This window comes from Paenibacillus ehimensis NBRC 15659, from assembly GCF_004000785.1.
GTDB classification, from domain to species: domain Bacteria; phylum Bacillota; class Bacilli; order Paenibacillales; family NBRC-103111; genus Paenibacillus_G; species Paenibacillus_G ehimensis.
In genome coordinates this window covers 25716-38215 of sequence record NZ_BILX01000005.1, presented here as the reverse complement: position 1 = coordinate 38215, position 12500 = coordinate 25716, and the positions used below count along the sequence as shown (strand labels likewise).

Here is a 12500-nt window from a genome sequence, read left to right as displayed (position 1 = left end):
TTGTAAATGCTTTCTTGAGTTAATGTAAAGGTAGCCATTGAAACGATTCAACGGCGCTTGAAAGAAAAAGGGAGGTATCTGCGAACATGAAAATGAAAAAAAGAAGCCTGTTTGCCGGACTCGCGCTCATGCTGTCGGCTTCGGTCGTTTTGACCGCATGCGGAGGCAGCAAGGACAGTGCGCAGGACGCAGGAGGCGCCGCGGGCAAACCTGTTGAGCTGATTTGGTATACGATCGGTACGCCGCAAAAGGACGTCGACCGGGTCATGGAAGAAGTCAGCAAATATACGAAAGAAAAAATCGGAGTTACCGTCAAAATGAACATGATCGACTTTGGCGATTACTCGCAAAAAATGCAGGTCATGACCGCTTCCGGTACGCCGATGGACATCATGTTCACGTCTTCCTGGGCGTTCGACTACGTTCAGAACGCAAGAAAAGGCGCATTCATGCCGATCGACGATCTGCTGGAGAAGCAAGGCAAAGGCATTAAGGACATGCTTGATCCCGCCTTCTTAAGCGGTTCCAAAGTCGACGGCCACAACTACGGCATTCCGGCCAACAAAGAGCTGCCGGCGCAAGAGGTATGGCGCTTCAACAAACAGCTGCTCGACAAGTACAACCTCGATATCAAGAACGTCAACTCGCTGGAAAGCCTGGAGCCGCTCTTGAAAACGATTAAAGAAAAAGAACCGGGCGTTATTCCGTTCTCCGTCGACAAAAACTACGGCGTCTTCGTACCGTACGACTATGTGATCGAGAAAATGCCGATGGCGGTCAAAGTCGACAGCCAAGAATACAAGGTCGTCAACATTCTGGATACGCCGGAAATGAAGCAAACGCTCGAAACGATGCACAAATATTACAAAGCCGGCTACATTCCTACGGAAGCGGCAACGATGGTTTCCTCGACGGACGTGCAAAAAACCGGCAAATGGTTTGCAGACAAGGCTACGACGCAGCCGTTCGCGGATAACCTGTGGTCGGCAAGCTACGGTTATCCGGTCGTCTCCACGCCGGCCAGCCCGGCTTACATCTACAACTGGTCCGTTATGGGCTCGATGCAAGCGATTTCGGCGAACTCCAAAAATCCGGAAAAGGCGATGGAGTTCCTGAACCTGCTGAACACCGATCCGGTGCTGCGCAACATGGTCGACTCCGGGATCGAAGGCGTGCACTACAAAAAAGTCGGCGACAACGTGATGGAGAACCTGCCGGAATCGAAAAACTACGATATGCCGACGTTCTCGCTGGGTAACCTGATGATCACGTACCTGAACCCGACCGATCCGAAGGACAAATGGGATGGCTTCAAGAAATTCAACGCTACCGGCAAGCCTGCCGCGCTGCTCGGCTTCAACTTCGACCCGTCCAAAGTGACGAGCGAAATTGCAGCGGTTCAGAACGTCAAAGAAGAATTCTGGGCGCCGCTGATGACCGGTACGGTCGATCCGAATCAAATCCTGCCGCAGGCCAACGAGAAGCTTAAAGCTGCCGGCCTCGACAAAATCATGGAAGAAGCGCAGCGTCAAATCGACGCATGGAAAGCGACGAAAAAGTAATCAAGCTTCTAAAGGCAGCAGGATCTTGACCGAAGCTTTCTCGGTCAACGATAAGAACGGGACACAGGGCGAATGGCATTCATTCGCCCCGTCTCTTTGAACGCGAGGGGTGATGGATGTGAAGGGTGTGCTCAAGGATTTCAGTCGGAACAAAGCCTTGCTTCTCATGGTGCTTCCCGCCACGGTCTGGTTTCTTTTCTTCTCTTACCTGCCGATGGCCGGAACGATTATCGCTTTCAAGGAATACCGGTACCACCGCGACGGATTCCTGGCCAGCATTGTGAACAGCAAGTGGGTCGGGCTCAAAAACTTCGAATTTCTGTTCAGCACGAAGGACGCTTTTCTCATTACGCGGAATACGCTGCTGTATAACGCCGTATTTATCATAATCGGCCTGATTCTGGCCGTGGGGCTGGCGATCATCTTGGCGGAGATCGCCAACAAGAAGCTGGCCAAGCTGTATCAGACCGGGATGTTCCTGCCTTATTTCTTGTCTTGGGTTATTGTCGGGTATTTCGTATTCAGCTTCCTCAGCTTCGACAAAGGCATGATCAACCAAATCGCCAAAGCGTTCGGGCTCACCGCCACGCAGTGGTATAACGATCCGACGTATTGGCCGCTTATTCTGACGCTCGTCTTTCTATGGAAATCGATCGGCTATAACAGCGTCGTGTATTTGGCGGCCATCATGGGGATCGACAAGTCGCTGTATGAGGCGGCGATGATCGACGGGGCGAACAAATGGCAGCAAATCCGCCACATTACGGTGCCGATGCTGACGCCGCTGATTACCATTCTGACGCTGCTTGCGATCGGGCGTATTTTTTATGCGGATTTCGGGCTGTTCTACCAGGTGCCGCGCAACTCGGGAACGCTGTATTCGGTCACCAACGTCATCGATACGTACGTGTATCGGGGTCTGAAGTTTACCGGGGAAATCGGCATGAGCACCGCGGCCGGTTTGTATCAATCGTTCGTCGGTTTCGTGCTCGTCATTACCTCCAATGCCATTGTTCGCAAATTCAATAAAGACAACGCATTGTATTAATCGATATGGAAAAAGGAGGGGATGGTCGTGTCCGCACGAACGATGAAACGAAGCCGGGATTTTCATCATTTGTCTCCGGCTTGGAACGTTATTTTTAACCTGATTGCCGGCATTTTGGCTATTGCGTGCGTGTTTCCTTTCGTGTTCGTTACGATCATTTCGTTTACGGACGAAGGGACGCTGGCGCGCAACGGCTACCGGATCATTCCGGAAAAATGGAGTCTGGAAGCTTACCGCTATGTGTTTAAAGCCGGGGATCAGCTGCTGCGGTCCTACGGTGTCACCATTGCCGTCACCGTAATCGGTACGGTGCTCAGCATGATTATGATTGCGCTGTTCGCGTACGCGATCTCGCGCAAAAGCTTCAAATACCGCAATTTCTTCTCGTTTTTTGCTTTCTTCACGATGCTGTTCAACGGCGGGCTCGTCCCGACCTATATTGTCGTCACGCAGCTGCTTGGGCTGAAGGACTCCATCTGGGGGCTCATCCTGCCGCTGGCCGTGAACGCCTTCTACATCATGATTATGCGGACGTTCTTCTCCACGAGCGTACCGGATGCCATTATCGAATCGGGAAAAATCGACGGTGCGGGCGAATTCGGGATTTTCTTCCGCCTGGTTCTGCCCTTATCGCTTCCGGCGCTCGCGACGATCGGCTTGTTCAGCACCCTCGGGTACTGGAACGACTGGTTCAACGCGCTGCTCTATATTGACAAGCCGAGCTTGGTGCCGCTGCAATCGATGCTGATGCGGATCGAGACGAGCATGCAGTTTATTTTGCAAAATACGAGCAACCCGTCGATGGGCGTAGCCGTGCTGCAATCGCTGCCGCAGGATACGTCGCGGATGGCGATGGTCGTCCTGGCGACGGGGCCGATTGTGTTCGCGTACCCGTTCTTCCAACGGTATTTTATTCAAGGGTTGACGGTTGGAGCTGTGAAGGAGTAGTGGTTTTTTTGAAAATCAGGTATTCAGCGACGTGAGACGGGGGCGGTGGGGTATCCACTTCCGGTCGCTGTTGTCCGCAGGAAATCTTTAATTTGAGCCGCTTGGCGGCGGATATTTCCCGCGGACAAAGGCGAACGCTACCGCTCCTCCAGTGGATACCCCACCGCGTGCCACTGTGCCGCGTGAGCCCCATTTTCAAAAAAATCCGGTGAGTAGTAGAAAAAATGGAGGTTGACGGTCGAGATGGAACAATTCAGATTACCTAAAATTCCGATTCCTGCGATGGAGCTGCCGCGGGCGGTGCAGGACGTGCTGGCGGAAGCGGAGGTTAAGCTGGCCCATCGTCCCAAGCTGCTGCAATTGTTTAAAAATTGCTTTCCGAACACGCTGGCGACGACGACGAAACGGATGGAAGACGGAACGACGTTCATTATTACCGGGGATATTCCGGCGATGTGGCTGCGCGATTCCGTAGAGCAAGTGATTCATTACGTGCCGCTGGCGAAGAACGACCCGGATCTGCAGCAGCTGATCGCCGGACTGATTAAACGGCACATTCAATATATCCATATCGATCCGTATGCCAACGCCTTCAACGAATCGGCGAACGACTGGCACTGGAATACGACGGACGAAACCGAAATGTCCCCGTGGGTGTGGGAGCGCAAATTCGAGCTCGATTCGATCTGCTTCTCAATGCGTTTGGCTTACAAGTACTGGAAGGAAACCGAGCGGACGGACATTTTCGATACGAACTTCAAGTCCGCGATGCGCAAAACGGTCGACCTCTGGAAAACGGAGCAGCGCCACTTCGAGCTGTCGCCGTACCGCTTCACGCGCAATAACGACGTGCCTACGGATTCGCTGCGCAATAACGGGTTGGGCATGCCGGTGAACTACACGGGGATGATCTGGTCCGGCTTCCGTCCGAGCGACGACGCCTGCGATTTCCACTACAACATTCCGTCGAACATGTTCGCGGTCGTAACGCTGCGGCAGATGCGCGAGATGGCCGAATGGGTGTTCCGCGATCTGGCGTTCGTCGACGAATTGAAGAAGCTGGAAGCGGATGTCGATCACGGCATTCAGCTGTACGGCATTTACCGCCATCCGGAGTTCGGCCCGATCTACGCTTACGAAACGGACGGCTTCGGCAACTACTGCCTGATGGACGACGCCGGAACGCCGGGATTGATGTCGATTCCGTATATCGGCTATACGACGCCGGATGACCCGATTTATCAAAATACGAGACGTTTTGCCCTGAGCAAACAAAATCCGTTCTATTACGAGGGCAAGGTAGCCAAAGGCATCGGCAGCCCGCACACGCCGCCGGATTATATTTGGCACATGGCGCTGTCGATGCAGGGGCTGACGGCGGTGACCAAAGAGGAGAAGCTGGAAATGCTCGCGATGCTGGAGGCGACGGACGCGGATACCGGCTTCATGCATGAAGGCTTTCATGCGGATGACCCGACCGTCTTTACGCGCAGCTGGTTTGCTTGGTCCAACAGCTTGTTCTCGCTGCTTGTGTACGAAGCGATGAAGGAAGGGATTGTATGACGCGGCCCATCGTCATTTTCTACGACCCGGGCTTTCCGCTCGGTGAAGAGATGCAGATCGATGCTGGATTGCTGCAGGGTGTGGGGCAGGTCGTCCCGGCGGACCGCCTGGCGGAGGCGCTGCGCTCCGCCGAGGGCGGCTGCTTCGTCAACCTGCATGCGCCGTATTTTCCGAAGGCTGCTTGGCCCGCGATTCTCGGCTTTCTCCGGCGGGGCGGCGGGCTTATTAGCGCCGGAGGCGCGCCGTTCAAGCACCCGGTTCGGGAGGAAAACGGGGGCTGGCATGCGGAAGCCGAGCAAACCGCTTACCATCAGCAGCTTCATATTCATGAAGCGCTGCGGGTCGATGCGGCTCCGGTAGAGAAGCTGGCAGCCGCAGCCGACATTCCGCTGCTGGCCGGCAAGGAAGCGCTGCTCTCGATAGCGGATACGTGGAACTTGGTGCCGCATGTCACGAAGAGCAGCGATTTGCCGCATCAGATGGGCTCCGCCGGACCGATGGACACGCATATTTATCCGCTGCTGAAAGGCATCTCGGCCGAAGGCCGGGAGGTGGCCGCGCCGGTCGTGCTCTGGGAGCAAACGAAGGGCCCCTTCTCTGGAGGCCGCTGGCTGTTCGTCCATCTGCCGCTGACTGCGGCATTCTGGAACGAGGGCGGGGCCGAAGCGCTGAAGGAATGGGCCGCGTTTTGCGCAAAAGGCGTGACCGAGCTGTGGATCAAGCCGAACTACGCTTCATATGAGCCGGGCGAGCGGGCGATGCTCACGCTGCAAACGCAGCGGATCGGGCGCGGGTCCGCGGGGGCTTGGAAATTCTCGGTGTCCGTGGAGCACGAGGCAGGGCAAGCCTCCTGGACGGAGCGCTTGGAGGCGGACGTCACGGAGGAGATGAATATTCACCGCATTTCCGTCCCGCTTGACCTTCAGAGCGGCTTTTACCATATCATTTGTCAGGCGCAAGCGCCGGACGGGGAGACGCGCATCCTGCGGCAGGGTTTCTGGGGCCTCGACGCCAAGCTGCTGGCCGCAGGCACGTCAGTCAGCTGCGGCCGTGACTATTTCGTCAAGGACGGACGTCCGCTCCCGGTCGTCGGGATGACGTACATGACGTCGGACGTGGCGCGCAAGTTTCTATTTCTGCCGAACGCGGCCGTTTGGGACCGCGACATGGCGCAGATGAAGAAGGCCGGCATCAACTGGATTCGGACCGGCATCTGGACGGCGTACCGCAACATCATGCAGGTCGACGGGCATGCATCCGAAGAGGTGCTGCGCTCGATCGACGCCTTCCTGCTTACGGCGAAGAAGCATGATTTGCAGGTCACGTTCACGTTCTTCTCGTTTACGCCGGAGCCTTGGGAGGGCCTCAACCCTTACCTTGACCCGCGCAGCGTGGAAGCGCAGAAACGGTTCGTGCGTTCGATCGTCTCGCGGCACCGGGATACGAAGCATGTCGACTGGGATCTCATCAACGAGCCGTCGATGTTCGATCCGCCGCAGATTTTCTCCGACGGCCCGCGGTCATGCCGCGATCCGTTCGAGCTGGCGGCTTACCGCGAATGGCTGAAGCAGCGGCACGGATCGATCGGACGGCTGCAGGAGCGCTGGAACATGTCGCCGGAGCAGCTGCCGGACTTTGCAGCGGCCGTACCGCCGGAGCCGGAGGAGATCAACTTCGACGTGCAGGATATGCACAAGGGGAAAAAGGGCACGCGCTGGCTCGACTACGCGCTGTTCTCGATGGAGATGCACAACCGGTGGGCGAAGCAGCTCTACGCCGCGATCAAGGACGTCTGCCCCGATCATCTGGTCGTCGTCGGGCAGGACGAAGCCTTGGGCGCGCAGCGGCCGTCGCCGTTCTTCTACGCGGAGGCGTCGGATTACACGACCGTTCACTCGTGGTGGCTGAACGATCATCTGGTGTGGGACGGCATTTTTGCGAAGACGCCGGATAAGCCGAATCTCGTGCAGGAGACCGGCATCATGTACGTGGAGACGCCGGACGGACGGGCGAAGCGTTCGGAGACGGAGCTGCGCAGCATCCTGGAGCGCAAATACGCCTATGCTTTCTCGACGGGCGGCGCAGGGGCGGTTCATTGGATTTGGAACACGAATTTCTATATGGATAACGCCAACGAATCGCACATCGGGGCGCTGCGGGCGGACGGAACGGAGAAGCCGGAGGCGGACGTTTCCTACGAATTCGGCCGCTTTATGGAAGAAATCAGGGATTTGTTCCAGGGCCGCAAGCTGGAGGAGGTCGCCGTCGTCTTCCCGTATTCCAACGATTTTTCCAACCGGAAATTGGCGTTCGATGCGACGACCCGTCTGACGCGGGTGCTAACCTACGAGCTGAAAGTTCCTTTCCGCGGAGTCGGGGAATACCATTTGGATTCGCTCGCCGAAGCGCCTGCGAAGCTGATCATCCTGCCGAGCGCGCACAATATAGATAGCGAAGCGTTTGCGAAATTGATCGCCATTGTACGGGCAACCGGAGCGACGCTGCTTGTTACCGGTCCTCTCGGGCTGGATGCCTACTGGCAGCCGGAAGAGCGTCTTAAAGATACGGTCGGCTCTTACCGTCCGGCCAACGTGCGGCGCGAAGAAATGCTGGAGCTCGACGGCCGCTTGCTGCCCGTCTCGTTCGGACAGCGGCGGATCGCCGAGGTAGCGAAGGAAGTCCGGACGGACGAAGCCGCAGAAGCGAAAGCCGACAAGCTGCTCGACGTTCCGCTCGGTTCGGGGCGGCTCCTCTGGTGCCCGCTGCCGGTCGAATTGAACGAGCGCGCCGAGCCGCTTGCGCTGCTGTACCAACACGCGCTGACGGTAGCGGGGTTCCGCGCGGAGCTGGAATGGCTTCGCGGCGGCGGGTTCCCGGGCGTGTACGGACGGAAGCTCGCCTTCCAAGACGGCGCGCTGTTCGTCTTCGTATCCGAATTCGCCTTCGATACCGATGTGGAAGTGAAGGACCCGGCTACGGGACGCCGGTATTCGTTTGTGCTGGAGAAAGAGCGTTCGGTGCTGTTCGCGGTCGACCGGGAAGGCCGCTTGAAGTCCGTGTACCGGCCGAAGGAAGTTCATATCCAAGTGACCGGAGAGTAGTCCGGGGAGGAGGCGTCACAAGCCATGAGCAAAAAAAGAACCGCGCATATCATTTCCCATACGCACTGGGACCGGGAATGGTATTTGCCTTACGAAAAGCATCATATGCTGCTGATCCAGCTGATGGATACGCTGCTTCATACGCTCGAACGCGATCCGGAGTTCAAGAGCTTTTATTTGGACGGCCAGACGATTATTTTGGAAGACTATCTTCAGGTTCGGCCGGAAAAAAAGGAGCAGCTTGAAAAGTTCATCCGGGAAGGCCGCATTCATATCGGGCCTTGGTATATTTTGCAGGACGCCTTCCTGACGAGCAGCGAAGCGAACCTGCGCAACCTGCAGATCGGGCATCAGGACGCGGCGCGGTACGGAACGATCGCCAAGGTCGGCTATTTCCCCGACACGTTCGGCAATATGGGGCAGGCGCCGCAAATTTTGCGCCAGGCGGGCATTGACAACGCCATGTTCGGCCGCGGCGTCAAACCGACGGGCTTCAACAATACCGTATCCGATTCGGACTACGAATCGTCGTTCTCCGAGCTGCTCTGGGAAGGCCCGGACGGCTCGCGGGTGCTCGGCATTTTGTTCGCGAACTGGTACTGCAACGGGATGGAGGTCCCGACGGACGAGAAGGAAGCGAAGGAATACTGGGAGCGGAAGCTGGCGGATGCCGAGAAATACGCTTCCACCGGCGAGCTGCTGTTCATGAACGGCTGCGACCACCAGCCGATCCAGCAGGACTTGTCCGAGGCGATCCGCACGGCGCGGAAGCTGTTCCCGGACACGGAATTCGTCCACTCGAACGTGACGGATTATTTGCAGGCCGTGAACCGATCTCTGGACCGGGAGCTGTCCGTGGTGAAGGGCGAGCTGCGCAGCCAGCGCACGGACGGATGGTCGACGCTGGTCAATACCGCGTCCGCCCGCATTTACTTGAAGCAGATGAACCAGCGGGGGCAAGCGCTGCTGGAGAAAGTGGCCGAGCCGCTGGCGTCCTTCGCGCACCTGCTGGGTAAGGAATATCCGCACCACTTGTTCACGTACGCTTGGAAAACGCTGATGCAGAACCATCCGCACGACAGTATCTGCGGCTGCAGCGTGGACGAGGTGCACCGCGAGATGGTCACCCGCTTCGACAAAAGCCGTCACGTGGCCGAGACCATCGTCGACGACAGCAAGCGCGTCATCGCCGAAGCGGTCGATACGTCCGTGTTCGCCCGCATGGGCGCGGAGGCGCGTCCGCTTGTCGTCTTCAATACGACGGGCTGGGAGCGAACCGGAGTCGTCACCGTGGAGCTGGACGCCGAGCGCATGTATTTCCGCGACGGCTTCCCGCTGGACGAAATGAGCCGCCGCATGCAGGCGCTCGACGTCTCCGGCCGCACGCTGGTCGATGCGGAAGGCCGCGCCGTGCCGTTCACGATGCAGGACTTGGGCCTGCAGTTCGGCTACGACCTGCCGGACGACAAGTTTCGTCAGCCGTATATGTGCCGCCGGGTGAGCCTCACCTTCGAGGCGCAGAACGTGCCTGCGCTTGGCGTTGCGGCGTACGCGTGGCTCAAGCTGGCGCAGCCGGCTTCGTCCCCAGCTGCCGCCGCCGCTTCTTTACTGAACGGCGACCGGGTGATGGAGAACGCCCTGCTTCGCGTCGAGATCGCGGAGGACGGCTCCCTCGCCGTGACGGACAAGCAAACGGGCCGCACGTTCCGCGATTTGGGCGTATACGAGAATACCGGCGATATCGGCAACGAGTATATGTATAAGCAGCCGAACGGCGAAATGGCGCTGACGACGAAAGGGCTGAAGGCGGACATCCGCGTCGTTGAGGATACGCCGTACCGTGCGACGGTGGAAATCGTGCACGAGTGGTCGGTTCCGGCTTCGGGCGATGCCGTGTTCGAGCAGGAGAAGCGGGAGCTGGTCTATTTCCCGCACCGCAAAGGGCAGCGCGTTCAGGACATGGTGCCGCTCACGATCCGCACGCAGGTCAGTCTGAGCCGCAGCGGCCGGGGGGTCGAGCTGCAAGCGTCCTTCAACAACCAGGCGAAGGATCACCGGCTGCGCGCGCTGTTCCCGACCGACGTGGAGACGGCGGTGCACCGCGCCGATTCGATCTTCGAGATTGCGACGCGGGACAACGAACCGGCGGCGGAGTGGGAAAATCCGAGCAATGCGCAGCATCAGCAAGCGTTCGTCGACGTAAGCGGAGCAGGGGCGGGCCTCACGATCGCCAACCTCGGGCTTCAGGAGTACGAAGTGCTGCGGGACGGACGGAATACGATTGCCGTCACGCTGCTTAGATCCGTCAGCGAGCTGGGCGATTGGGGCTTGTTCCCGACGCCGGAGGCGCAATGTCTCGGCGAGCACACGGTGCGGCTGGAGATTATTCCGCATAGCGGCGACGGCTCGGCTTCGGGCGCTTTTGCCGAGGCGTATCGGTTCCAGGTTCCGTGGACGGTTTGCCAAACCGGCGTGCACGGCGGCCCGATCGCTTCGGGCTATGCCCCGTACCGTTGGGAAGGCGGCGCGCTTGCGTTCTCGTCCATGAAAGTGAGCGAGGCTTCCGGCGATCTCATGCTGAGATGGTTCAACATGGAAGGGGCCGGAACGGAGCTGGGGCTGCATTCGGCCCGCGGCGGGGAAACGGTCTACAAGAGCAACGTCCTGGAGGAAGCGGGACCGCTCGTTTCGGAGGGGCCGAGCGTATCTTTGCCGGTCGGTCCTTACGAGATTGTCACGCTGGGCATGAAACGCAAGTAAGGTATATGCTGCAGGGCAGCCTACACCTCGAGACTCGGGGGGTAGGCTGCTTTTTTTTGCGGCGTTGCTTCGTTCAGCAGGGCGGGCAGACAACGGGTGCATGTCGGACGGGGAAGGGCGGTTGTTTTCAAACTTGGTTGTCAGTCCCAGCTGCTCGACAGCGAAATTCCACGTCATAGGAAAATACGTCACATCGTTCAGCACGAGAAAGGGATACTCTTCTTTCGAGTTATCGACCCAGCCGTCGTTAACAAAAACGTTAAATTGCGGAAGCTTTGCGCTTAATTGGGAAGGAGGTGTGCGGACTTTGACATAGGGCTTGGCTCCTTTGTCATCCGTTCGGCTCACGGAAAAGCCAATCGCTTGATCCCAGCTTGCAGTTAAGCCTAAGGCTTGGGCATAATGAAAGGTCATCGGGAAATAAGCGATCCCTTTATATTCAATAACCGGAAAGGGTGTCACATAATTGTTGATCTGATGACCGTTGACGATAACGTCAAATAGAGGCAGATTTACACGGATTGAATCAATGGCTGCCGCTTCTTACGGTGAAGGATTGGTTGAGATAGAATCTTCCTCCAAGTCAAGGCCGGCATCGGTATCTCCGCTGTTTTCGCTGTCCGAAGGGGGCAAAAATTTCGCCTGACTCCGATGATAGCGGTATTCGCCGTCATCCAAGCCCCATTTTGCGCAATTGGTATGGCAAGTGTGTCCCCCGCGTTCGTCCAACCGCCCCGGATGTGCGCCGGCGACAGCCGCAAAGGAAAGGCACAATAGAGCAATACTCAAAGCTACTCTCTGTAGTTTCACAAAGATGACCTCCCCGAGTAGTTCTTTTTTCCTGCAAGACTGTACCACGAAACGGAAAATAGAAGCAATGACATGGTTGCAAAGGCATTCAATTTATGGTCTGAAATACACTTAAAGTACACATCGGGGACTTATAATGAAAGGGACGATGAGAACGGAGGCAAAAAGCATGAATCCACAGCAGTACCAGCCGGCTTCTGCAGACGGCCAAAAACAGCTTCAAGCATTCCGCAGCTTTATCGAATCGCTGCAAGAGCCGATCTACCGGCTTGCGCACCGGCTGCTCCAAGACCGCGAGCTTGCGGCGCAGGAGGTGGAGCGTACGTTCGTCGAGTTGTATCGCAGACAGGCGGAGCAAGGGTTTGTGCCAACGACGGCTTCCATGACGACGGCGGCCTACCGGATGCTGATCCACCGGTGCAAAATGGCGAAGGCTTCGGGCAAACGCAGGCTGAAGCCGGGCAAGCTCGGACCCCGTACCATCCTCGAAGCCGTCGACGCGCTGCCGGATGAGGTGAAGCTGCTTGTTTCGCTGAAGTACGAATGCCGGCTATCCTATGAAGAAATAGGGGAAATTCTCGAGATGCCCCCGGAGCGTGTAAAAAAGGCCCTTTGGCGGAGCAGAGAACGGTTAAGCGAATGGATGGAGGAACCCCGTTCGCCTTTGAGCTTCGGGCTAATTATGCATTAATCCAAGACCTAGAAGGA

General features: G+C 57.4%; 8 protein-coding genes. 7 read left to right on the top strand and 1 reads right to left on the bottom strand.

What is annotated here, in order from left to right; translation table 11 throughout:
* The first annotated feature begins 86 nt into the window (after nt 1-86).
* The 6 genes from PEH01S_RS04410 to PEH01S_RS04385 all read left to right on the top strand — a co-directional run bounded on the left by PEH01S_RS04410 (nt 87) and on the right by PEH01S_RS04385 (nt 10982).
* Nucleotides 87-1562 carry an ABC transporter substrate-binding protein gene (locus tag PEH01S_RS04410; protein WP_025849028.1) on the top strand — a complete coding sequence of 492 codons (1476 nt, stop codon included), beginning with the start codon at nt 87-89 and terminating at the stop codon, nt 1560-1562.
* A 112-nt stretch (nt 1563-1674) separates the two neighbouring features.
* Nucleotides 1675-2610: an ABC transporter permease gene (locus PEH01S_RS04405; RefSeq protein ID WP_025849029.1), complete on the top strand. Its 936-nt coding sequence runs from the start codon at nt 1675-1677 to the stop codon at nt 2608-2610.
* 21 nt (nt 2611-2631) lie between these two features.
* Nucleotides 2632-3558, top strand: coding sequence for a carbohydrate ABC transporter permease (locus tag PEH01S_RS04400; protein WP_174807097.1), 927 nt, complete (start codon nt 2632-2634; stop codon nt 3556-3558).
* A 243-nt stretch (nt 3559-3801) separates the two neighbouring features.
* Nucleotides 3802-5121, top strand: coding sequence for a glycoside hydrolase family 125 protein (locus PEH01S_RS04395; RefSeq protein ID WP_025849032.1), 1320 nt, complete (start codon nt 3802-3804; stop codon nt 5119-5121).
* The gene (locus tag PEH01S_RS04390) at nt 5118-8222 is read left to right on the top strand and encodes a beta-galactosidase (RefSeq protein ID WP_127484081.1); all 3105 of its coding nucleotides are present in this window, start codon (nt 5118-5120) and stop codon (nt 8220-8222) included. The genes PEH01S_RS04395 and PEH01S_RS04390 overlap by 4 nt, the downstream gene beginning before the upstream one ends.
* A gap of 24 nt (nt 8223-8246) precedes the next feature.
* Complete coding sequence (locus tag PEH01S_RS04385) at nt 8247-10982, top strand: alpha-mannosidase (RefSeq protein WP_127484080.1); 2736 nt, start codon at nt 8247-8249, stop codon at nt 10980-10982.
* Nucleotides 10983-11525: 543 nt separating this feature from the next.
* On the opposite strand, the gene PEH01S_RS35020 is transcribed toward PEH01S_RS04385, so the two are convergent.
* A complete protein-coding gene (locus tag PEH01S_RS35020) occupies nt 11526-11792 on the bottom strand; it encodes a hypothetical protein (protein ID WP_174807096.1) in 267 nt (88 codons plus the stop codon).
* A gap of 169 nt (nt 11793-11961) precedes the next feature.
* Between PEH01S_RS35020 and PEH01S_RS04375 the strand changes: the two genes are divergently transcribed.
* A complete protein-coding gene (locus PEH01S_RS04375) occupies nt 11962-12483 on the top strand; it encodes an RNA polymerase sigma factor (RefSeq protein WP_164827674.1) in 522 nt (173 codons plus the stop codon).
* The last annotated feature ends 17 nt before the right edge of the window (nt 12484-12500 follow it).

Excerpts from the sequence above, each read along its gene's own strand:
- PEH01S_RS04390 (WP_127484081.1), top strand. The coding sequence starts at position 5,118 with ATGACGCGGCCCATCGTCATTTTCTACGACCCGGGCTTTCCGCTCGGT.
- PEH01S_RS04410 (WP_025849028.1), top strand. The coding sequence starts at position 87 with ATGAAAATGAAAAAAAGAAGCCTGTTTGCCGGACTCGCGCTCATGCTG.
- PEH01S_RS04405 (WP_025849029.1), top strand. The coding sequence starts at position 1,675 with ATGGATGTGAAGGGTGTGCTCAAGGATTTCAGTCGGAACAAAGCCTTG.
- PEH01S_RS04400 (WP_174807097.1), top strand. The coding sequence starts at position 2,632 with ATGGTCGTGTCCGCACGAACGATGAAACGAAGCCGGGATTTTCATCAT.
- PEH01S_RS04375 (WP_164827674.1), top strand. The coding sequence starts at position 11,962 with ATGAATCCACAGCAGTACCAGCCGGCTTCTGCAGACGGCCAAAAACAG.
- PEH01S_RS04395 (WP_025849032.1), top strand. The coding sequence starts at position 3,802 with ATGGAACAATTCAGATTACCTAAAATTCCGATTCCTGCGATGGAGCTG.
- PEH01S_RS04385 (WP_127484080.1), top strand. The coding sequence starts at position 8,247 with ATGAGCAAAAAAAGAACCGCGCATATCATTTCCCATACGCACTGGGAC.